17 protein-coding genes, 1 tRNA gene and 1 pseudogene are annotated in these 20,477 nt (G+C 66.1%); 11 read left to right on the top strand and 8 right to left on the bottom strand.

The features are described 5' to 3' along the window. Nucleotides 1-5: 5 nt before the first annotated feature. Both V5F89_RS04985 and V5F89_RS04980 read right to left on the bottom strand, forming a co-directional pair. Entirely contained in the window at nt 6-2,030 is a 2,025-nt protein-coding gene (locus V5F89_RS04985; RefSeq protein WP_338447145.1) for an amidohydrolase family protein, read from the bottom strand. Beyond that, the gene (locus V5F89_RS04980; RefSeq protein WP_338447144.1) at nt 2,027-2,983 is read right to left on the bottom strand and encodes an ornithine cyclodeaminase family protein; all 957 of its coding nucleotides are present in this window, start codon (nt 2,981-2,983) and stop codon (nt 2,027-2,029) included. Before V5F89_RS04980 ends, V5F89_RS04985 begins: the two co-directional genes overlap by 4 nt. 143 nt (nt 2,984-3,126) lie before the next feature. Between V5F89_RS04980 and V5F89_RS04975 the strand changes: the two genes are divergently transcribed. Continuing rightward, nucleotides 3,127-3,600 (top strand): Lrp/AsnC family transcriptional regulator, encoded by a 474-nt coding sequence (locus tag V5F89_RS04975; RefSeq protein ID WP_338447143.1) that lies wholly within the window; start codon nt 3,127-3,129, stop codon nt 3,598-3,600. Between the two features lie 90 nt (nt 3,601-3,690). After that, nucleotides 3,691-5,379: a peptidase M61 gene (locus V5F89_RS04970; protein WP_338447142.1), complete on the top strand. Its 1,689-nt coding sequence runs from the start codon at nt 3,691-3,693 to the stop codon at nt 5,377-5,379. 127 nt (nt 5,380-5,506) lie between these two features. On the opposite strand, the gene V5F89_RS04965 is transcribed toward V5F89_RS04970, so the two are convergent. Together V5F89_RS04965 and V5F89_RS04960 are read right to left on the bottom strand one after the other, a co-directional pair. Next, a complete protein-coding gene (locus tag V5F89_RS04965; RefSeq protein WP_338447141.1) occupies nt 5,507-5,932 on the bottom strand; it encodes a DUF2147 domain-containing protein in 426 nt (141 codons plus the stop codon). After that, the gene (locus V5F89_RS04960; protein WP_338447140.1) at nt 5,929-6,783 is read right to left on the bottom strand and encodes a metal-dependent hydrolase; all 855 of its coding nucleotides are present in this window, start codon (nt 6,781-6,783) and stop codon (nt 5,929-5,931) included. Before V5F89_RS04960 ends, V5F89_RS04965 begins: the two co-directional genes overlap by 4 nt. Before the next feature lie 144 nt (nt 6,784-6,927). Here V5F89_RS04960 and V5F89_RS04955 point away from each other — a divergent pair, with 144 nt between their 5' ends. Beyond that, nucleotides 6,928-7,554, top strand: a complete 627-nt coding sequence (locus V5F89_RS04955; protein ID WP_338447139.1) for a TetR/AcrR family transcriptional regulator — start codon at nt 6,928-6,930, stop codon at nt 7,552-7,554. Between the two features lie 16 nt (nt 7,555-7,570). Here V5F89_RS04955 and V5F89_RS04950 read toward each other — a convergent pair. Together V5F89_RS04950 and V5F89_RS04945 are read right to left on the bottom strand one after the other, a co-directional pair. Continuing rightward, nucleotides 7,571-7,644: transfer RNA gene (locus tag V5F89_RS04950), tRNA-Gly, on the bottom strand. Between the two features lie 209 nt (nt 7,645-7,853). After that, nucleotides 7,854-11,456: a hydantoinase B/oxoprolinase family protein gene (locus V5F89_RS04945; protein ID WP_338447138.1), complete on the bottom strand. Its 3,603-nt coding sequence runs from the start codon at nt 11,454-11,456 to the stop codon at nt 7,854-7,856. Nucleotides 11,457-11,674: 218 nt separating this feature from the next. Here V5F89_RS04945 and V5F89_RS04940 point away from each other — a divergent pair. Next, nucleotides 11,675-11,986 (top strand): annotated as a pseudogene (locus tag V5F89_RS04940) (enolase C-terminal domain-like protein); the annotation flags it as partial. 41 nt (nt 11,987-12,027) lie between these two features. Here the strand turns inward: V5F89_RS04940 and V5F89_RS04935 are convergent. Beyond that, nucleotides 12,028-12,924 (bottom strand): LysR family transcriptional regulator, encoded by an 897-nt coding sequence (locus V5F89_RS04935; RefSeq protein ID WP_338447137.1) that lies wholly within the window; start codon nt 12,922-12,924, stop codon nt 12,028-12,030. A gap of 102 nt (nt 12,925-13,026) precedes the next feature. On the opposite strand from V5F89_RS04935, the gene V5F89_RS04930 reads away from it, so the two are divergent. The 7 genes from V5F89_RS04930 (at nt 13,027) to mmsB (ending at nt 19,684) form a co-directional block, all read left to right on the top strand. After that, complete coding sequence (locus tag V5F89_RS04930) at nt 13,027-14,523, top strand: CoA-acylating methylmalonate-semialdehyde dehydrogenase (protein ID WP_338447136.1); 1,497 nt, start codon at nt 13,027-13,029, stop codon at nt 14,521-14,523. Nucleotides 14,524-14,574: 51 nt separating this feature from the next. Next, the gene (locus V5F89_RS04925; protein ID WP_338447135.1) at nt 14,575-15,075 is read left to right on the top strand and encodes a hypothetical protein; all 501 of its coding nucleotides are present in this window, start codon (nt 14,575-14,577) and stop codon (nt 15,073-15,075) included. Then, a complete protein-coding gene (locus V5F89_RS04920) occupies nt 15,072-15,377 on the top strand; it encodes an I78 family peptidase inhibitor (protein WP_338447134.1) in 306 nt (101 codons plus the stop codon). The genes V5F89_RS04925 and V5F89_RS04920 overlap by 4 nt, the downstream gene beginning before the upstream one ends. 121 nt (nt 15,378-15,498) lie before the next feature. Beyond that, on the top strand, nt 15,499-16,644 hold the full coding sequence (locus tag V5F89_RS04915; RefSeq protein ID WP_338447133.1) for an acyl-CoA dehydrogenase family protein: 1,146 nt from the start codon (nt 15,499-15,501) through the stop codon (nt 16,642-16,644). An 85-nt stretch (nt 16,645-16,729) separates the two neighbouring features. Next, nucleotides 16,730-17,779 (top strand): enoyl-CoA hydratase/isomerase family protein, encoded by a 1,050-nt coding sequence (locus tag V5F89_RS04910; protein WP_338447132.1) that lies wholly within the window; start codon nt 16,730-16,732, stop codon nt 17,777-17,779. Nucleotides 17,780-17,894: 115 nt separating this feature from the next. After that, nucleotides 17,895-18,680 carry an enoyl-CoA hydratase-related protein gene (locus V5F89_RS04905; protein WP_338447131.1) on the top strand — a complete coding sequence of 262 codons (786 nt, stop codon included), beginning with the start codon at nt 17,895-17,897 and terminating at the stop codon, nt 18,678-18,680. 137 nt (nt 18,681-18,817) lie between these two features. Continuing rightward, the gene (gene mmsB, locus V5F89_RS04900) at nt 18,818-19,684 is read left to right on the top strand and encodes a 3-hydroxyisobutyrate dehydrogenase (RefSeq protein ID WP_338447130.1); all 867 of its coding nucleotides are present in this window, start codon (nt 18,818-18,820) and stop codon (nt 19,682-19,684) included. On the opposite strand, the gene V5F89_RS04895 is transcribed toward mmsB, so the two are convergent. Next, nucleotides 19,671-20,405 carry a hypothetical protein gene (locus tag V5F89_RS04895; protein ID WP_338447129.1) on the bottom strand — a complete coding sequence of 245 codons (735 nt, stop codon included), beginning with the start codon at nt 20,403-20,405 and terminating at the stop codon, nt 19,671-19,673. The two genes, mmsB and V5F89_RS04895, sit on opposite strands and share 14 nt — an antisense overlap. Nucleotides 20,406-20,477: the final 72 nt, after the last annotated feature.

Genomic DNA, 20,477 nt, shown 5'->3' with positions numbered 1-20,477 from the left:
CTGCCTCACTCCGCCGGGAGGGTAACGGCGGGCGCCGCCGCGAACGGCCGGACGCCCACTTCCTTCCAGATCTCCTCGGGGAAATAGACCGTTCCCCCTTTCACGACCATCGCGATGCGATGAAGGGCGGCCATGTCGTCGAGCGGGTTGCCATCGACGAGGATGAAATCGGCCAGCTTGCCTTTCGCTATCGAGCCGAGCCGCTGATCCCGTCCGAGATACTGCTCCGGCCCCAGCGTCGCCATGTGCAGCACGTCCGCCGGCGCAATCCCGGCCTCGGCATAGATCTGCAGCTCGCGATGGACCGAAAGGCCGGTGGCGTCGTCGGTGCCGGGCAGGATCCTGATCCCGCGACCGTGCATCTCGGCCAGCAGGCGCTTGATGCTGTCGAACGCGCCGAGATAGGCGGCATCGTCGGCCGCGTTCTCGATCTTCGCGATACCCTGACGCCGCCGGCGCTGAAGGCCGATCGGCAAGTGGTCGAAATAGCTGGCCACCGCCGGGCTGATCGTCCCGTCGCGGCTGAGCATCAGCAGTTCCAGCGTGACGGCGGTCGGATCGATCGCGATCCCGCCGGCCTGCATGGTATCGAGCGTGGCGCGCACGCGCGGCGCCGACAGGTCCAGCCCGGCCGTGCGCTTCATCGCCGTGAGGCGCAGGAGAGTGCGCGTGTCCTCACCCGGCTCGAGAACCCAGCCGAGCATGAGCTGGTTGATATGGGTCAGTTCGTCGTAGCCGCCGGCGATCATCGCGTCGGCATTGGTGAACGCCGGGACATGTCCGGTGATCCCCAGCCCGTGCTTGTGCGCCTCGTCCGCTATGTCGCCGACCCAGTCCGGGTTCATGCTGTTGTAGATCTTGATCTGCCAGTATCCGCGGGCGGCGTACCAGCGCACCGCCTCGCGCGCTTCCTGCGCGCTGTCGACGATGAAGCCATTGCGCGACGAATACTCGCTGCGCCCTTCGAGGAACCCGTTGCGCACGATCCGCGGGCCGGCCACTTCGCCCCGCGCGATACGGCCGGTCAGGTCGAGAAGGAAGGCATTGTCGTTGCCCATGTCGCGCACCGAGGTGACGCCGGAAGCGATATAGAGTAGCGCCGATTGCAGCGAGACATGGGCATGCATGTCGTGCAGGCCGGGCAGAACGGTGCGCCCGGCGCCGTCGACCAGCACTTCGCCGGGCGTCGGGGGACTGTCGAGCGGCTCGATGGCCGCGATCTCTTCGCCGTGGAACACCAGCGACACGGGATCGCCGATCGTTCCGCTGGCCGGGTCGAAGATCCGCACGTTGTGCAGGCGCACCGGACCGTCGAAATCGTGCGCGACCCGCTCCTGGATCTGCGCGAACCGTTCCGCCCCCCGGCGCGCGGCAATCTCCGAAAGTTCGTCCGCATGGTCTTCGAACCCCTCGCGCACGGTGACCGAACCGGGCGATATGCGCGCGAACAGGGCGCCGTCGGCATCGAGCAGGACGGTATCGGGCGAAAGGCCGATGCCGTGGATCGAAACCGCGCGGAAGCTCCGCTCGCCCAGCGTCACCGGGGCCCCTTCGCTGAGGCTCAACGTCCCGCCGGGAAGCGCCGGGATCGTGCGATCCTCATCGGCAAGCAGCGCCCGGGCATAGAGCCCGAGAGCCCACGGACTGCCTTCTTGCGCAACGTAGATCGCGGGGCCTGCCACTTCGGCCGAACCGCTGCCGGTCGAATCGGTCCACCTGGCCCCATCCCCTTCGCGCCGGAACGTCTCGTCGATCGCGTTCTCGAAGGTGGACGTGCCCTCCAGATGCCAGCGCAGCGGCAGGCCGCTGTCGTCGAGAACGATCGTCTCGCGCATGGTCGGCCCGCGGCCGTTGTTCTTTACATCGTAGGTGACCTCGACCCGCTCGCCCTCGGTCTCGGCCACCAGGAAGCCGACCTTTTCGCCGTTGGCGACGACCGAGTAGCGCTCGGTTTCCGCGATCGCGGCCGTCGAAGCGCCGGCCATCATGGCCAGAATGAGTGCAGCGCGAAGGCAGCGGGGTCGGCTCATGCTCGGGAACTCCTGTAAAGGTGGGCCGCGGCGGCGAGATCCTGCACCGCGTGGCCCAGCGACTTGTAGGCCGTGATTTCGTCGTCCGCCTGGCGACCGTTTCGCTTGCCGAGCACGACTTCGCCGATCTCGGCCACGATATGGTCGTCGGTAACCAGCCCTTCCTCCCGCGCCACGAGGAATTCGGCCGCCGCGTCCAGCGCCGAGGCCCGGCTGTCGGCGAAATAGCGCGACCGGACAACCAGGTCGCTGTCCACTTCCACCGGGCCCGGCCCGCTGGAACCGACGATATTCACATGGCACCCCGGGCGCAGCCAGCGGCCGTGCAGAATCGGCTCGCTGGCACCCGTCAAAGTGCAGATGACATCGGCATTTGCCGCCTCAGCCGCAATGTCCCCGGCCGGTTTGACCGGGAGCGCGCCGGAAAACTCGCCGACCAGCTTGCGCGCTTTGGCCGGGTCCCGCCCCCAGATCGCGATCCGGTCGAAATTGCGCACCAGTGGCAAGGCGCGCAGATGCGTTCGCGCCTGCCCGCCGGTGCCCATTATCAACAGCCGCCGGGCATCGCGCCGGGCGAGGATGTCGGTCGCCATGGCCGTGGCGGCGGCAGTGCGAATATGCGTGACCTCTTCCGCATCGACGATGCAAACCGGTTTCCCTTCCTCCGGTTCGAACATTGCGATCACGCCCCGGTGCCTGCGCGAGCCCGGGTTGGCGGGATCGGGAAAGACGCTGATCATTTTCGCCCCGAACATATCGCTGTCGCCGAGCGCGCCGGGCATCTGCGCGAACGTGCGGCCTTCGCCCATCTGGAACATGGTCCGCAGCAACTGCCTGGTGCGCCCCTCGGACAAGGCGGCCATCGCCTCCCGAACGACCCGGATGCAGGAACGGTAATCGAGATGCTTGCGGACATATTTGCTGTCGAAAATCGCCAGTTCTGATTTCTGCATCCCGTTCCTCGTCGATCGCTGCCGCAAATCATGCCGAATACGGTTGAGATTAACCGACGCCGACTGCAGAGAATTGTTTTTCATGGCGTAAAGACGTAGATCGCGGCATCGTTTATCGCCGCCGAAGGCCTTGGGAGCATAATATGTCCAACGATCTCGATCGTCTCGATCTCAAAATTCTGGACAGGCTGCAAATCGATGCGGGCGAATCCTCCAGCGCGATTGCCGAGCATGTGGGACTTTCGCAATCGCCGTGCTGGCGGCGAATTCAGCGGTTGAAGGAAGAGGGGTACGTCAAGCGACAGGTCGCAATTCTCGATCGCGAGAAGTTCGGCGAAAGCATGTATATCTTCGCCCAGCTCAAGATGTCGCGCCTGAGCGACGACCAGCGCGAACGCTTCGTCAGCGCACTGCAGGATATCGACGAGGTGACCGAGGCCTATACCCTGTTCGGCGAAATGGACGTGATCCTCAAAGTTCTCGCCCCCAATATCGCCTGGTACCAGAATTTCACGTTCCGCCGCCTGTTGCGGCTGCCTGGGGTCGAGGATGTTCGCTCGACTGCCACGCTGTCCGAACTCAAGTGCACCCATCGCATACCGCTCCCCTCGAACTGAGGTGGACATCGCATCAATTATGCTTCTCCGCCGGCCGGGGACGGGCCTTCGCATAGGCTTTGCGGGCGCCGGCGCTGTACGCTGCCCGTCATGACTTTCCTATCCCGCACCGCCGCCCTGCTCGCCGCGCTCGCTATCGCCGCCCCTGCCGCTGCGGAGGAGACGCAGAAGACGCTCGACATCGTTCTTGCTCCGCACGATCGCGACGGCGACGGAACGATCGAAACGCTCGATATCGCGATGACCGTGACTGCGGCGCCGGCAACCTACCGCCTGCCGCTTGTCGCCAACAACGTCGAAACCTCGGCCCGGGACATTGCCGGGCTATCGTTCGCCGATCGGCGCGGGCCGCTGACCGCCAAGACGCGAGACGAGCGGGCGGACGGATCGAATGCCGTTCGCTACTGGGATATGGCGCGCCCGGCCGATGGCGCGGTCACGGTGCGCTACACTCTGGAAATCGACCCGGACCGGCCGTTCCTGGCCCTCCCCCAGTACGAGCTGCGCACTGGACCGCAGGGGGTGTCGGGCGCGGGGACGGCATTCCTGCTGCTGCCCGACGACGATCTCGCGCGCGAGGTCGCCATCGAGTGGGACCTTGCCGCATTGCCGGAAGGCGCCGTCGCGGTCTCCAGCCTCGGCGTGGGCGACGCCCGGTCCGACCGTCCGCTGCGGCCTGTCGAGATCGCCTCCACTTACTACATGGCCGGCCGACCGGGGCTCTATCGCTCCCCGGGCTTTTTCGCAGCCTGGCAGGGCACGCTGTCGTTCCCCGGGCAGGACCTGATGGCATGGGCTGCGCGGCTGCACGACTTCTACGGACGCTTCTTTCGCCACAAGCCGGAAAACTTCGGGGTCTTCGCCCGTACCAATGCGCTCAACCCCGGCAGCGGCATCGGGCTGACCGACAGTTTCGCGTTCACTTTCGACGCGAACGTTTCGGCGGACGACTTGAAAGGCCTGCTCGCGCACGAGATGCTGCACGCTTGGGTGCGATCGCTGGGCGATAGCATGGATGCGGCGAACGGGCTCGCGTCATCCTGGTTCGGCGAAGGGCTGGCAGTGCATTACCAACGGCTGCTGCCGTGGCGCGCCGGGCTGATCGACGACGAAGCGTTTCTTGCCGATCTGAACGAAACGGCGGGGCGCTATTACACCAATGCGCTGATCGGCACGCCCAACGACCGCATCCCCGAGGGATTCTGGCGCGATACGCGCATTCGGGTCCTGCCTTACGATCGTGGCTCGCTCTATTTCGCGACGGTCGACGAGCAGATTCGCGCCGCTTCGGATGGCGAGCGCAGTCTCGACGATATCGTGCGCACAATGCTGGCCGAGCGTCGGGCGGGCCGGCCGATGGACCGCGCATTGTGGGAACGGCTCCTGTTCGCCGAACTCGGCGAGCAAGGGCTGGCGGATTTCGAGGCCATGCTGGCCGGCGCGACGGTCCTGCCGTCTCCGGCCGCGTTCGGCCCCTGCTTCACGCGCGTGACAAAGCCCATGCGGCGCTTCGATCTCGGCTTCGATCCGGCCGTGCTCGTCGCCCCGGAGCGGATCGTTTCCGGCCTCAAGCCGGACTCACAGGCCGCAAAGGCCGGCCTGCGCAACGGCGACCGGATCGTGAACCGGTTTCCGCAGGACGCAATGCAGGGCGATCAAGAGGCCAGACTGCGCCTGGTCGTCGAGAGAAACGGCCGGCAGTTCGAAATCGAATACCTGCCGCGCGGCGAAACCGTGCAAGCCTACCAGTGGAAAGCCGTCGACTGCGCCTCCCGATAGCGGCCGTTCATCAACGGCCATTGTCGCATCTTGCCGTGGCTCGCCGCCGGCATCGGCATCTATCGCCGGGACCGATGACGGCGGCGGCGCGGAGCGGCCACGGGGCCGCCCCCGCGCCGGCGCTCCGTCACTTCGCCCGGGTCCAGACTTTGGTGCGGCAGAAGATCGCGGCCTTGCAGCCTTTGACCTCGAGCTTGCCGTCGCCGCGCAGCGTCAGATACCCCGTCGCGGCGCCGTCGCCCGATTCCGGGTCGTAGACCGGCCCGCCTTTCCATTCGGTCGGGCCGCCCTTGAAGCCGCGCAGAACCACCAGGCCCTTGAGCTTGCGGTTGCGCAACGACTTGTCGGGATTGCGCAAGTCGCGAAGGTCGGGATTGGCACGCAGCCGGCTGGCGTCAACGATCTTGCCGCACAGCGCGCTGCCGCAGCGGTAGATCTCGACTTTTCCGCCCTCGCTGCCCGTGGCCCAGACTCCGGTGATCCCCGATCCGGCCCAGGCCGCTGCCGGAACCGTCGCCATCGCGAGCGCGGCCAGTATCGTCAGCCTTCTCATGCCGGCACCTTTGCGGCAGCGGGCGGCGTCAGGCTTTGCAGCGCCTCGGCAACGAGCGCGCGGTCGTCGTGCTGCCAGGGGTGGAAGCCGGGCCGCATGTACCCGATCGCGCTCCTCACCAGCAGCCGCATCGCGCCGCCCTTGCCATAGAGGTAGGCAAGCAGCTTGCGCCACGTCCTGAAGTCGTTGAGCCCGTCCTGGGCCAGCAGATTGGCGGTATTGGCGAAGATAACGTAGTGGAACCGCACCGTGGCCGCGCCCATGGCGAACGAGCGCCTCAACCACCGGCGCCAGCCCGGCAGATGGCGCGTGGCATGCAGCCATGTATCGTAGGCCACGGCCTTGTGCTCGATCTCCTCGATCGCGTGCCAGCGCCACATCCGATGCGCTTCCGGATCGGCCCCGGCGAGATGCCTGGGATCGGACAGAACCGCGTTGGCCAGCGAGGCGGTAAAGTGTTCGAGCGCGCACGTGGCCGCCAGTTGCATGATCGGCGGCCGGCGCTTTGCCCAGGCGATCGTTCGCGCCGCCCGGTCCTCGGACGGGCCGATGTCGAACCCCGCCTCGCGCGCCTGCTTGTTGAAGAACACATGTTCGCGCGTGTGCATCGATTCTTGGTAGACGAAATCGTCGATCTGCGCGCGCAACGCCGCCGGCGCGTCGTCGCGATAGTGGCGCACCGCGGTCATGAAGAACTTCTCGCCAACCGGGAAAGTGGACGACAGGGCGTTGAAAAAGGCCGTGCGCCCGGGATCGCCGCCATGCCACCAGCGCCGGTGTGGCGAGCCGCGACCGAACTTCCAGTTGCGCTTCTGGATCGCGATATTGTCGGGTGTCTGGGTCGTGGACATAGTCGAACTCCTTCGCTGTCCCGACTCATATAGTTGACATTGATGTCAATGTAAATGCTTTTCCGAGGGTGACGCGCGCGGGCACATCTGTATGTGCTATCAAGCGCATACGTCAGATCGGCTGGCGCGAATACGGAGGGACAAATGGCACACCCAAAGGACCAGCGAGTCCGGCGGCGCAAGCGGATGGGTGAAGAGGTTCGCGAAGAGGCACTCGTCGCGGCGCGCAGGCTCCTGCTCGAGCGCGGGCCTTCTGCGGTTACGGTCGCCAATGTGGGCAGCGAGATCGGCATGTCGCATGCCAATGTCCTGCATCATTTCGGATCGGCGGCCAGCCTGCAATCGGCGCTGATGGGATCGATGATCCGCGATCTGACCGACGCGCTCGACAATGTCGTCGAAATGCTCAAGACCGATGCCGCCGCGCCCCGCGCGGTGACGGACAAAGTGTTCGACGCATTCGACCAGGGCGGGGCAGGCCAGCTGGCCGCGTGGATCATCCTGACCGGCGACGTCCAGCAACTCGCTCCGGTGCGCGATGCCGTGCGCGCGCTGGTCGACGCGATCGTCGGCCAGGCGCAGGACGACAATGCGGACAACCGGGTGCGGTCGGCCGTGCTGATGATGGCGGTCTGCGCTTTCGGCGACGCGGTTATCGGCCCGCACGTGCGCGAAATGCTGGACCGCGAGGACGACGCGATGCGCGACCTGATCGCGCGCATCCTGCCCTTGTTCCTCCTGCCCGGCGGTATCCCCCCGACAGCGAGCTGACCTTTCGGCGAGATTCTGGAGCGGGTGAAGGGAATCGAACCCTCGTCGTCAGCTTGGGAAGCTGCTGCTCTACCATTGAGCTACACCCGCAAACCCTTGATTTGCAGCGCCTTTCATTCCGCAAGGAACGATCCTTCCAACATCGTCAATGTTGGATTTCCAACATTGCGTGCCGTCGGGCGATGCGCACATGGCCGAATTGCGGCGGCATGACAAGTCGCTCTGGTCCCGAAACGTCGGCCCGATACAGGGCTCGCGCCAGCCGCAATCGCTGCAGCGCAACCGCCTGCGCACCGCCGCTATCGATTCGACCTTTCAGCCAAGCGCTTTGCCGGTTCGCCGAAGCCGCCGCCCCCGGGCGTTTCGATAACGATCAGGTCGCCGGCCTGCAGCTCGACTTCGGCATGTCCGGGCAAGATGTCGATCGTCCCGTCAGCGCGTTCCACCCACTGCCGGCCGACAGCCCCCGGACTACCGCCCGCAAGTCCGATCGGCGGCCGCGTGCGGCGCGAACTGATCAATGTCGCCGACATGGCCTCGCGCGCCCTGATCGCGCGCCTGGCCCCTGCTCCGCCGCGCCATGCGCCGTCTCCCCCCGAGGATCGACGGATAGCGAAGGTTTCAAGCAGGACCGGGTATCGCACCTCGAGGATCTCCGGATCGGTGATCCGGGTGTTCGTCATATGCGTATGCACACAGCTCGCGCCGTGGAAGCCGGGGCCCGCGCCTGCCCCGCCGCAGATCGTTTCGTAGTACTGGTACCTGCCGTTGCCGAACAGAAAGTTGTTCATCGTTCCCTGAGAACCCGCCGCCGCCCCGAGTGCGCCCAGCAAGGCGTCGCACGCCGCCTGGCTCACTTCGGTGTTGCCCGCGACGACCGCCGCACCAGGCTCTGGCGCGAGAAACGACCCGGGGGGAACGATGAGCTTGAGCGGTCTGAGGCAACCCTCGTTCAGCGGGAGATCCTCGTCCACCAGGCATCGGAAGGCGTAGAGCACCACCGCCCGGGTCACCGCGCGCGGCGCGTTCATGTTCCCGGGCCGCTGGGGGCTTGTCCCTGTAAAGTCGATCGTCGCGCTGCGAGACGCGGCATCGATGCCGACCTTGACGCTCAACCGCGAGCCATCGTCCATCTCGTAATCGAAGGCACCATCCTTCAGGCGCCCGATGACTCGCCTGATGCTCTCCTCGCCGTTCTCCATCGCAAAGCGCATGTAGGCGGATAGGACCTTCCACCCGTATCGCGCCACCAGACCGCGGATCTCGCGCACCCCGGCGGCATTCGCAGCGAGCTGCGCCCTGATATCGGCCACGTTCGCATCCGGGTCGCGCGCAGGCCATGGGGCGCCGGTCAACAGATCGCGGAACTCGGCCTCCCGAAACACGCCCTCGCGAACGATCAGGAAGTCGTCGATCAGCACGCCCTCCTCGGCCAACGTGGTGGAGTTCGGCGGCGCCGAGCCTGGCGTGGTTCCGCCAATATCCGCGTGGTGCCCCCGGTTGGCGACGAAACATCGCAGGGTGGCCTGGTCGCTGTCGTCGAAGACCGGGGTGACGACCGTCACGTCCGGAAGGTGCGTGCCGCCGTTGTAGGGATTGTTCAGGACATAGCTGTCGCCGGGCTGCATCGATCCGCGGCGGCTCTCCAGAATCGTGCGAACGCTCTCGCCCATGGCGCCGAGGTGCACCGGCACGTGCGGCGCGTTCGCTATGAGCGAGCCATCCGCGTCGAACAGCGCGCATGAAAAGTCCAGCCGTTCCTTGATGTTCACGCTGGTCGAGGTGTGCTGCAGGATCGCGCCCATCTGCTCCGGCACGCTCATGAAGAGATTGTTGAACAATTCGAGCATGACCGGATCGGCTTCATCGGTTCCGATCTTCTCCCGCCGGAGTTCGGCATTGCGGGTGAGGACCAGTTCTCCACCCGGCAGGACTTCCGCCCTCCAGCCCGGCTCGACCATAGTGGTCGAGTTCTCTTCCCGGATCAGCGCCGGTCCTGTCAAAACCTGCCCGGCAGACAGGAACCTGCGGTCGTGAACCGACGCCTGGTGCATCGCACCGGCCGTCCAGATCTCCACCTCGCCGATCAGATCTTCGTCTTGCTCCTGCGCCGTTGCAGCGGACAATGGCGACATCTCGCCGCCCGGCGCGATCACTTCGACCATCAGGTCTGCCGCCACGACGGGCCGCTCCGGAGTGGAAAAGCCGAACCGATCGGCATGCAGCTTCTCGAACTGCGCCCGCATTGCGGCGGCATCCGACAATGGCACCGGCAGGCTCGTATCGCTGCCCTCGTAACGCATGCGCAGCGCAACTTCGGTCCTCGCCCGGTCGCTCCGCCCCAGTTCCTCCATCGCCTCGTTCGCCATGCGTTTCGCCGCGGCCGCGATTTCCGGCAGGCTGGTCTCGCTGAAGGGAATCTCCAGAGTGGCTTCGCGGGACGCGCTCCGGTCGGCCAAGCCGATGCCGTAGGCTGAGAGCACACCGGCGAGAGGATGTATGAGAATGCGGCTCATCCCCAACTCGTCGGCGACCATGCAGGCATGCTGCCCGCCTGCGCCGCCAAAGCAGTTCAGGGTAAACTCGGTCGCATCGTGCCCGCGTTCCAGAGCGACCCGCTTGATCGCCGCGGCCATATTGGCTGCAGCGATCTTCAGAAAGCCCTCAGCCACTTCCCGGCCGGAGCGACCGTCGGCAACTTCGGCCGCCAGATCCTCGAACATCTGCTCGACGATCTGCGCATCGAGTTCGAGATTCCCGTCGGGACCGAAGATTGCAGGGAAGTGCTTCGGGCTCACCTTGCCGCACATCACGTTGGCGTCGGTAATGGTCAGCGGCCCGCCCTGGCGATAGCACGCAGGGCCGGGATTCGCGCCGGCGCTGTCGGGCCCGACCCGGAAGCGAGTTCCGTCGAACTTCAGCACCGAACCGCCGCCGGCGGCGATCGTCTCGATGTCCATCATGGGAACCCGCATCGCGACACCGGCCACTTCGGTATCGTAGGCGCGTTCGAACTCGCCGGCGAAAAGCGCCACGTCGGTGGAGGTGCCGCCCATGTCGAACCCGATGATCTTGTTCTCGCCAATCGCTGCGGCGGTTCGCGCAGCACCGACCACCCCGCCAGCGGGCCCCGAGAGAATCGCATCTCGTCCGTGGAAATCCGCCGCAGCCGCCAGGCCGCCGTCGGAGCGCAGGAAGAAGAGCGGCGTCTCCTTGAGCTCGTTTTCGACTTTCTCCACGTAATTGCGCAGGACCGGCGACAGATATGCGTCGACCACCGTTGTCTGCCCTCGCGGGACCAGACCGATCAGGGCGCTGACTTCATGGCTGAGGGAGATTTGCGAGAAGCCCGCCTCGCGAGCGAGTTCGCCGAGCCGGATTTCCATTTCCGGGTATTTCCACGCATGGGCAAGGACGATCGCACAGGCGTCGAGGCCGGAATTCCTCAAGCGCTCGAGGCTTTTCCGCGCCGCAGCCTCGTCCAGCGGAGCGACAATTCCACCCTCAGCGTCTACGCGGCCGATCACCTCTTCGACACGTTCGTAGAGCGTATCGGGAAGGCGGATATCCAGGGCGAACAAGTCCGGGCGCGCCTGGTGGCCGATGCGCAGCAAATCGCCGAAGCCGCGGTTCACGATCAAGGCCGTGCCCGCACCCTTGCGCTCCAGAAGCGCATTGGTCGCGACGGTCGTCCCCATCTTGACCGCCGCGATCGCCTTTCGCGGCAGCGGTGCGTCGAAATCGATCCCGAGGATCGTTCGTATGCCTGCCGTCGCAGCGTCGCTGTAGCGCGCCGGATTCTCGCTCAGCACTTTGGCGGTATGCAGATGGCCGGAGGGATCGCGCGCCACCACGTCGGTGAAGGTGCCGCCTCGATCGATCCAGAACTGCCAGTCTGTCATACGCCCAATTGCCCTTGAAAATAGTATCGATACGCCACTGACGGTTTGCAGAGGTTATGCCAACAACGCATTGCCGCCAGGCGCCTTGAACTCCGCGCTGCAGCGCTTCCTCGTCTTCTTCATTTCCCGTCCATTCTCAGGTCGGGACTAGCTTAGCACTCTGTCCGAAAAGGCGGGACCGCCTCTCCGAGCAGGATCAGCGCCATGCCGGACAACATGATCTCGCCGCGCTCTATCAGGTGCGCACCGGCAGTCATGGCGCGACCGACCTCTCCCCGGTGAGCATGGGCGCGGCGCTGCACTTCGACACCTGGGTGCCGAACTTCGGCATTCAGGAGTACATGCGCCACACACCGGAGACCGACGCGGTCTTTCCGCACGATTACCGCTTCGAGGACGGCCACCTGATTTGCGGCGAAGCGCCCGGGCACGGCGTCACGATCGACGAGCAGCTCGCCGCCAGGTACCCGTACGACCCCGCGTGCCTGCCGATCGCTCGGCTCGAGGACGGCACCCTTTGGAACTGGTAGAGCCGTCGACACGCCAATGTTCTGAACGTGGGAAGCCGCGGTCAATCGGGCATGAGCAGCGAACGGCCCTTGCGGACGCAATCGAGCAGCCAGTCGCGTGCGATCCGCACCCGCGGCAGCCCGTGCATGTCGCGATGGATGACGATCCAGAAGCTGCGCTGGATCGTCCGGTCGGCGCACACCGGGACCAGCCCCGGCGCGCGATCGCCGATAAAGCATGGCAGGACACCGATCCCCGCCCCTTCCTCGATCAGCCGGCTTTGCGCGTTGATGCTGGTCGACCGGATGTCGGCCGAGAGGCCCGCGTGGAAATCGTCGAGATAGTTGAGTTCGGGCGCATAGAGCAATTCGGGGATGTAGCTGACCAGCCTGTGCCCGCGCGCCAGGTCGGCCGGCGTGCGCGGCGTGCCGGCGGCCTCCAGGTAATCGGCGCTGGCGTATAGCCGAAGGCTGTAATCGGCCAGCTTGCGCGAAATCACCGGCCCCGCCTCCGGCCGCGACAGCATGACCGCCAGGTCGGCTTCGCGCCGCGAAGGGCTGAGGAAGCCGCTGCTCGCCACCAGTTCGATCGACAGATCCGGATGCGCACGGGCGAAATCGGGGAGGTAGGGCGTGAGAAAGCGGCTGCCGAAACCTTCCGACACGCTCAGGCGAAGGCTGCCCCCCAGCCCCGATCGCCGTTCGCGCGCGCTGTCGATCGAACGCACCGCGCGCGCCATGGTTTCGGCTCTCGCCAGCAACCCTTCGCCCGCTTTGGTCAGCGTCTGCCCTTCGCGCGTGCGTTCGAACAGCGTGGTTTCCAACTGCCGTTCGAGCCGCCGCAAGCGGCGCCCGAGCGTGGTCGGGTCGAGCCGGAGCGCACGCGCGGCGCGCGCAATCTGCCCGGCTTCCGCCACGGCCAGGAACACGCGCAGATCGTTCCAGTTGATATCCTGCATGATTGCAGCCTCTACCTGCAGGATTGAAGGTTGTCTGCACGCTTGCAATCGGCACGATCCGCGCCAGATCGCGCGCTAGCGAGAGCCAAGAGGAGAGATGCCATGCGCCATGTGGATCATTTTGTCGTTGGGGGCGCCGGCGGGGGCGCGGGGCGCACGCACCGGGTGTGGAATCCCTCGACGGGGGAAGTGCAGGCTGAGGTTTCGCTGGGCGATGCGGCGCTGCTCGAGCGGGCGGTTGCGGCGGCGAAGGAGGTCCAGCCCGCCTGGGCCAAGACCAACCCGCAGAGGCGGGCCCGTGTCATGTTCCGGTTCAAGGAACTGATCGAGGCCAATATGCAGGATCTGGCCGAACTGCTGTCGAGCGAGCACGGCAAAGTGGTCGACGATGCCAAGGGCGACGTTCAGCGCGGGCTGGAAGTGATCGAATATGCCTGCGGCATCCCGCAAGTGCTGAAAGGCGAATACACGCTCGGCGCCGGGCCGGGGATCGATGTCTATTCGATGCGTCAGCCGCTGGGCATCGGGGCGGGCATCACGCCGTTCAACTTCCCCGCGATGATCCCGATGTGGATGTTCGGCATGGCGATCGCGGCGGGCAACGCCTTCATCCTCAAGCCGAGCGAGCGCGATCCCAGCGTACCCGTGCGGCTTGCCGAACTGTTCCTGGAAGCAGGCGCGCCCGAAGGGCTGCTGCAGGTCGTCCACGGCGACAAGGAAATGGTCGATGCGATCCTCGACCACCCCGATATCGCAGGCGTCAGCTTCGTCGGCAGCAGCGATATCGCGCATTACGTCTACAAGCGCGGGGTCGAGAACGGCAAGCGCGTGCAGGCGATGGGCGGGGCGAAGAACCACGGCATCGTCATGCCCGACGCCGATCTCGACCAGGTGGTGAACGACCTGGCCGGCGCCGCCTTCGGCTCTGCGGGCGAACGGTGCATGGCGCTGCCGGTGGTGGTGCCGGTGGGCGAGGATACGGCCGAGCGCCTGCGCGAAAAGCTGATCCCTGCGATAGAGGGCCTGCGGGTCGGCGTGTCGAACGATCCCGACGCCCACTATGGCCCGGTGGTCACGCCCGAGCACAAGGCGCGGATCGAACGGTGGATCGACACTGCCGAAGCGGAAGGCGCCGAAGTCGTGATCGACGGGCGCGGGTTCAGCCTGCAGGGCCATGAGAACGGCTTCTTCGTCGGCCCGACCCTGCTCGACCGGGTGACGCCCAAGATGGAATCCTATCGGGAGGAGATCTTCGGCCCTGTCCTGCAGATCGTGCGCGCGGCGGATTTCGAGGAGGCGGTGCGCCTGCCGAGCGACCACCAGTACGGCAACGGCGTGGCGATCTTCACCCGCAACGGCCATGCGGCGCGCGAGTTCGCCGCCCGCGTGAACGTCGGCATGGTCGGGATCAACGTGCCGATCCCGGTCCCGGTCAGCTATCACAGCTTCGGCGGCTGGAAGCGCAGCGCCTTTGGCGATACAAATCAGTACGGGACCGAGGGCCTCAGGTTCTGGACCAAGGTCAAGACCGTCACCCAGCGCTGGCCCGACGGCGCGGGCGACGGTAGCAACGCCTTCGTCATCCCGACAATGGGGTGAACGGATACTCGGTTCGCGAGTTGACGTGGATGACGTAGACAGGAGAACCCGATGCGACCGATTTCATTCCTTGCGGCCCTGCCGGCCCTGGCGCTCGCAGCGTGCGGGGCCCCGGACGACAATGCCGACACCCCCACCCCCGACGGCACCGAAGACGCGATGCCGGTCGAACCCGATGGCGGGATCGGCGATGGCGCAACCCCGCCCGGCGCCGATGCCGCGGGGGGCATACCGACCGCGCTGCACGGCCGCTGGGGGCTCGTGGCCGCCGATTGCACCTCCACCCGCGGCGATGCCAAGGGCCTGACCGAGGTGAACGGCGAAGCCGTGACCTTCTACGAATCGCGCGCCACGCTGGGCGATGTCGCCGAGAGGGACGGCGATTCGATCCGCGCAACTTTCGCCTTCACCGGCGAAGGCATGGAATGGACGCGCGACATGGCGCTCGAAGCCGCAGACGGCGGCGAGGCGCTGATCCGCACCGAATATGGCGAAGATGCCATGCCCGAACCCCTGCGCTATATCGCATGTCCGGCCGAAGGAGACGCATGATGACCAGCCTGAAACCCCTTGCCGCTCTTGCCCCTGCCGCGATGCTCGCCGCATGCGCGACCACGGCCGACGGTCCCGGAGGCCCGGGCAGCGGACCCGGCACCTGCGACGCCGACGCGGCCAGCGCCTATGTCGGCCAGAAGGCGACCGGGCAGATCGGCACGCGGATCCTGCAGGACACTGGCGCGCGTCAGCTCCGCTGGGGCCCGCCCGGCGCCGCCTTCACGATGGATTTCCGCCAGGGCCGGGTCAATGTGATGTACGACGAGGCGATGACCATCACCGACGTCACTTGCGGGTGACCGCACGCGGCACAGGCCTTGCAGCGGCCCGGTCGGCTATCCGGCCGGGCCCTGCCTGCCGCACCGCCTTTCCCCTCCCCCCGTGCCCGCCGCAGAGGCGCCGCGGAACCAGAGCTTGCCAATGACCGGACAATTCCAGCTGACCGACGACCAGCTCGCCATTCAGGAAATGGCGCGGCGGTTCACCGCCGACAACATCACCCCTTTCGCCGCCGAATGGGACGAGAAGCACCACTTCCCGCGCGACGTGATCCAGAAGACCGGCGAACTGGGCTTCGGCGCGATCTACGTCTCGGAAGAAAGCGGCGGGATTGCGCTCGGCCGGCTGGAAGCGGCCCTGATCATGGAAGCGATGGCCTACGGCTGCCCCGCGACAAGCGCCTATGTCTCGATCCACAATATGGCGGCGTGGATGATCGACAGCTTCGGCAGCGCCGAGGTCAAGGCAAAATTCCTGCCGCAACTGGTGACCATGGAAAAGATCGCCAGCTATGCCTTGACCGAGCCGGGTTCGGGGTCCGACGCCGCCGCCCTCAAGACCACCGCGCGCCGCGACGGCGACGACTATGTGCTCAACGGCACCAAGCAGTTCATATCCGGCGGCGGTTTCAACGATGTCTACGTCGTCATGGTCCGCACCGGCGAGCACAAGACGAAAGGCGTGACCTGCCTGGTGGTCGAGAAGGATACGCCGGGGGTGAGTTTCGGAAAGCCCGAACGGAAGCTCGGCTGGAACGCCAGCCCCACCGCGCAGGTCATTTTCGAGGATGCGCGCGTCCCTGTGGCGAACCGCGTCGGCGACGAAGGCGAAGGGTTCCGCTTCGCCATGATGGGGCTCGACGGCGGCCGCCTGAACATCGGCGCCTGCTCGCTGGGCGGCGCGCAACGCTGCCTCGACGAAGCGGTCGCCTATACCAAGGATCGCCAGCAGTTCGGCCAGCCGATCGCCGATTTCCAGAACACGCAGTTCATGCTGGCCGACATGGCGACCGAGCTGGAAGCGGCGCGAGCGCTGCTCTATCTCGCGGCAGTCAAGGTCACCGACAATGCGCCGGACAAGAGCAAGTTTTCCGCCATGGCGAAACGGCTTGCGACCGACAGCGGCAGCAACGTGGTCAACAACGCGCTGCAGCTCTTCGGCGGATACGGCTATCTCAAGGAATATCCGATCGAGCGGTTCTGGCGCGATCTGCGCGTCCACTCGATTCTCGAAGGCACCAACCAGGTCATGCGCATGATCGTGGGCCGCGACCTCTTGCGCCAGTAGGCAGCCCATTCCGTTCGCGCCGGGCAAAGCCGGGGCACACGGCGCGAACGGATATCGGCTTCGCCCGAACCGAACGGAGACAGTCTTGACCGACGAAGTGAATATTCACAGCCATGGCAATACGGGCCATCTCTCGCTCAATCGCCCCAAGGCGCTGCATGCGCTAACGCTGGACATGTGCCATGCGATGAGCGCGGCGCTGACCGACTGGGCCGGGGACGACGCGATCGAAGCCGTCATTCTCGACCATGCCGAAGGGCGCGGTTTCTGCGCGGGCGGCGACATCACACTGCTCCGCCATTCGGCGCTCAACGATGGGGGGGAGAGCGGGCGCGCCTTCTTCCACGACGAATACCGGCTCAACCACCAGATATTCGAATATGGCAAGCCGATCGTGGCGTTCATGGACGGCATCACCATGGGCGGCGGCGTGGGCATTGCCCTGCCGTGCAAGTTCCGCGTCGCGACCGAGAACACGCGCTTCGCCATGCCCGAAAGCGGGATCGGCCTGTTCCCCGACGTCGGCGGCGGCTGGCATCTTTCGCGCCTTCATGGGCGGCTCGGCCGGTTCCTCGCCCTCACCGGTGCGCGGCTCGACGGGGCGGAATGCCTCTGGGCGGGCATCGCGACGCACTATCTCCCGTCCGACAAGCTGGCCGAAGCCAAAGCGCGGATCATCGAGCATCCGGGCCGGATCGGTGGTATCCTGTCCGAGCTTTCGGTCACCCCGCCAGCCGCACGGATCGAAAAGAATGCCGCGCTCATCGAGAAGCACTTTGCTTCGGACCGATTGGAGGACATCCTCGCCAGCCTCGCTGCCGATGACGGCGAATGGGCGGCGAAGGAACTGGCCACATTGCGCACCAAGAGCCCGCAGACCTGCAAGGTCGCGCTGCGCCAGCTGGCGGAGAGCGAAAAGCTCGACAGCTTTGCCGACAACATGCGGATGGAATATCGCATCGCCAGCCGCGTTCTCACCCGCCCCGATTTCGCCGAGGGCGTGCGCGCGGTGATCGTCGACAAGACCAACGACCCGCAATGGGACCCGGCCACGCCCGAAGGCGTGAGCGAGGACCTGCTCGACAAGATTTTCGCCCCGCTGCCCGAAGGCGAGGAGTGGACGCCGCTGACCTGAACCTTGCACCGTCATGCTGGACTTGGTTCAGCATCCAACGTGCGCGGTGCACGAACGGTGCCGATTGAAGCATAGACCCTGAAACACGTTCAGGGTGACGAATTTGGAGAGTCGAATGGCCGACCACGAAACCATCACCGTCGAACAGCGCGACGCCGTCACGCTGATCACGCTCAACCGGCCGAAGGCGCTCAATGCGCTCAATTCCAAGGTCCTTGAGGAATTGATCGAAGCCTTTGCCGCCTATCAGGCCGACAGCAGCCAGCTCTGCGCGGTTTTGACCGGATCGGGCGACAAGGCCTTCGCCGCCGGCGCCGACATCAAGGAAATGAGCGAGAAGGAAGCCGCCGACTTCTATCTGGAAGATTTCTTCGCCCCCTGGACCCACGAGATCGTCAAGAAAACGCGCAAGCCCTGGATTGCCGCGGTGAACGGCTTTGCGCTGGGTGGCGGGTGCGAATTGGCGATGATGGCCGACTTCATTATCGCCAGCGACAAGGCAAAGTTCGGCCAGCCCGAAATCAAGCTCGGCGTTGCCCCCGGCATGGGCGGCAGCCAGCGCCTGACCCGCGCCGTGGGCAAGGCCAAGGCGATGGAAATGTGCCTGACCGGCCGGATGATGGACGCCGAGGAAGCCGAACGCAGCAATCTCGTTGCCCGCGTGGTGCCGCATGACCGGCTGCTCGACGAAGCGCTGAAGACCGCGGCCGAGATCGCCTCAATGCCGCCGATGGCCGCGATCGCGAACAAGGAAATGGTCAATGCCGCTTTCGAAACCGCGCTCGACCAGGGCCTGGTGATCGAACGCCGCATCTTCCAGATCCTCGCCGCGAGCGAGGACAAGAAGGAAGGCATGGCGGCCTTCATCGAAAAGCGCGACGGGCAGTGGAAGGGGCGGTGACGCCATAGCCCTCTCCCCTTCAGGGGAGAGGATACGAAGGCTTGCGAGCTTGCTCGCTAGCCGAAGTTGGAGAGGGGAACGTTGCGCGGCTCCCCCCTCTCCCCTGAAGGGGAGAGGGCTTGAACGGAGAAAGACACATGAAAATCGCCTTCATCGGCCTCGGCAATATGGGCGGCGGGATGGCTGCGAACCTGGTTAAAGCGGGGCACGAGGTGCGCGCGTTCGATCTCAGCGACGAGGCGCGCGCCGCGGCGCAAGGCAATGGCTGCGCGGTGTTCGACGACGCGAAAGAGGCCGTGCAGGGCGTCGAGGCCGTCGTCACGATGCTGCCCAACGGCGAAATCGTGAAGGCCGTGCTGGAAAACGAAGTGTTCGGTCATGCGCCCGCAGGCGCGATCGTGCTCGACTGCTCGACGATCGATGTCGCCACCACCCGCGCGCTGTCCGAAGCCGCGACCGCCAAGGGCTACCTGATGGTCGACGCGCCGGTCTCGGGCGGGATCGCGGCGGCGAACGGCGGCACGCTGACCTTCATGGTCGGCGGCACGGGCGAAGCCTTCGCGCGCGCCGAGCCGATTCTGGCGGCAATGGGCAAGGCGGTGATCCACGCCGGCGACGCGGGCGCGGGCGAGGCTGCCAAGCTGTGCAACAACCTGATCCTCGCCGCGACGATGATCGCGACGTGCGAGGGGTTCAGGCTGGCCGAGAAGCTCGGGCTCGATCCGCAGGTCTTTTACGACATATCCTCGAAAGCGACCGGCCAGTCGTGGTCGATGACCAGCTATTGCCCCGTCCCCGGCGTCGGCCCGCAAAGCCCGTCGGACAACGGCTACAAGGGCGGGTTCGCGAGCGCGCTGATGCTCAAGGACCTGAAGCTCGCGATGGAGGCTGCCGAAACGTCCGGCGCCAGCACCCCGCTGGGGCGGCACGCGAAAGACCTCTACGAAGCCTTCGCGGCCGAGCACGGGGCACTCGACTTTTCGGCCATCATCAAGTCGCTCTGATCGCCGCGATCACCGCTTCGAGCCATTCGCGCGGGGCCTTGCGGCGGCCGATATCGGCGACGAATTCCTGCCCGCGCGACACCGCCCGCAGGCGCCCGCCCGGCAGCCAGCGATCGGGACGGTCGTGGTACGACAAGCCCCCGCGTCGCAGCCAGGCCGGCCGGCGCCACAGGCTGGGCGGCCCGCCCGGAACCGTCAGACGCAGCGCTTCGCAAGTAGTGGCGGCGGTGCGGCCCGGTCCGCGATAGATCGTGTCGTTGGCCGCGCTCATGGCGATGGCATGGGGATGGGCATGGCGCAGCAGCGCCTCGCGCTGCGCGGGCGCACAGTCGGCGAGCGCTATCGGTTCGGTCACTTCGAGGTATCCGAAGATTCGATGATGCGGCTCCCCCACCCCTTCGTCGCGGAACAGGCCGAAGAACAGGAACACGTCGCCCACGCCGACCCCGCGATTGGCGAGGTGGGTCTGCGCCGCGCCGCACTGGCCGAACAGGCAGGTGCCGTCCGCCAGGAACATCGGGTCGTGGTGGCACCGATCGTTCGGACCGTGGCGGCCGCGGCTGGCGCGCTGGACATGTTCGCCCAGTCCGAGCGCACCGTAGGTCGTGCGAGACGCTCCCCCGGCGGGGATCGGCAGGCTGACGGGCCGGCCGTCGACGATCGGCGACGCCCCGCCGCCTGCCGCGCTGTCGAAACCTTTCCGGCTGAGGATCACGCGCATTCCCCGCCCCTGCCGGGCGGGCACGGCGCTGGCAAGGGTTGCCAATCCGGCCCATGGGTCTAGGGAGCGGGC

Origin of the sequence: Pelagerythrobacter marensis (assembly GCF_036700095.1) — a bacterium.
Classification (GTDB): domain Bacteria; phylum Pseudomonadota; class Alphaproteobacteria; order Sphingomonadales; family Sphingomonadaceae; genus Pelagerythrobacter; species Pelagerythrobacter marensis_A.
The sequence above is the reverse complement of the archived record's forward strand: the minus strand, read 5'-3'. Positions and strand labels throughout refer to the sequence as shown.

Coding starts and splice junctions, on each gene's coding strand:
- V5F89_RS04985 (WP_338447145.1), bottom strand. CDS start 2,030: ATGAGCCGACCCCGCTGCCTTCGCGCTGCACTCATTCTGGCCATGATG.
- V5F89_RS04980 (WP_338447144.1), bottom strand. CDS start 2,983: ATGCAGAAATCAGAACTGGCGATTTTCGACAGCAAATATGTCCGCAAG.
- V5F89_RS04975 (WP_338447143.1), top strand. CDS start 3,127: ATGTCCAACGATCTCGATCGTCTCGATCTCAAAATTCTGGACAGGCTG.
- V5F89_RS04970 (WP_338447142.1), top strand. CDS start 3,691: ATGACTTTCCTATCCCGCACCGCCGCCCTGCTCGCCGCGCTCGCTATC.
- V5F89_RS04965 (WP_338447141.1), bottom strand. CDS start 5,932: ATGAGAAGGCTGACGATACTGGCCGCGCTCGCGATGGCGACGGTTCCG.
- V5F89_RS04960 (WP_338447140.1), bottom strand. CDS start 6,783: ATGTCCACGACCCAGACACCCGACAATATCGCGATCCAGAAGCGCAAC.
- V5F89_RS04955 (WP_338447139.1), top strand. CDS start 6,928: ATGGCACACCCAAAGGACCAGCGAGTCCGGCGGCGCAAGCGGATGGGT.
- V5F89_RS04945 (WP_338447138.1), bottom strand. CDS start 11,456: ATGACAGACTGGCAGTTCTGGATCGATCGAGGCGGCACCTTCACCGAC.
- V5F89_RS04935 (WP_338447137.1), bottom strand. CDS start 12,924: ATGCAGGATATCAACTGGAACGATCTGCGCGTGTTCCTGGCCGTGGCG.
- V5F89_RS04930 (WP_338447136.1), top strand. CDS start 13,027: ATGCGCCATGTGGATCATTTTGTCGTTGGGGGCGCCGGCGGGGGCGCG.
- V5F89_RS04925 (WP_338447135.1), top strand. CDS start 14,575: ATGCGACCGATTTCATTCCTTGCGGCCCTGCCGGCCCTGGCGCTCGCA.
- V5F89_RS04920 (WP_338447134.1), top strand. CDS start 15,072: ATGATGACCAGCCTGAAACCCCTTGCCGCTCTTGCCCCTGCCGCGATG.
- V5F89_RS04915 (WP_338447133.1), top strand. CDS start 15,499: ATGACCGGACAATTCCAGCTGACCGACGACCAGCTCGCCATTCAGGAA.
- V5F89_RS04905 (WP_338447131.1), top strand. CDS start 17,895: ATGGCCGACCACGAAACCATCACCGTCGAACAGCGCGACGCCGTCACG.
- mmsB (WP_338447130.1), top strand. CDS start 18,818: ATGAAAATCGCCTTCATCGGCCTCGGCAATATGGGCGGCGGGATGGCT.
- V5F89_RS04895 (WP_338447129.1), bottom strand. CDS start 20,405: ATGCGCGTGATCCTCAGCCGGAAAGGTTTCGACAGCGCGGCAGGCGGC.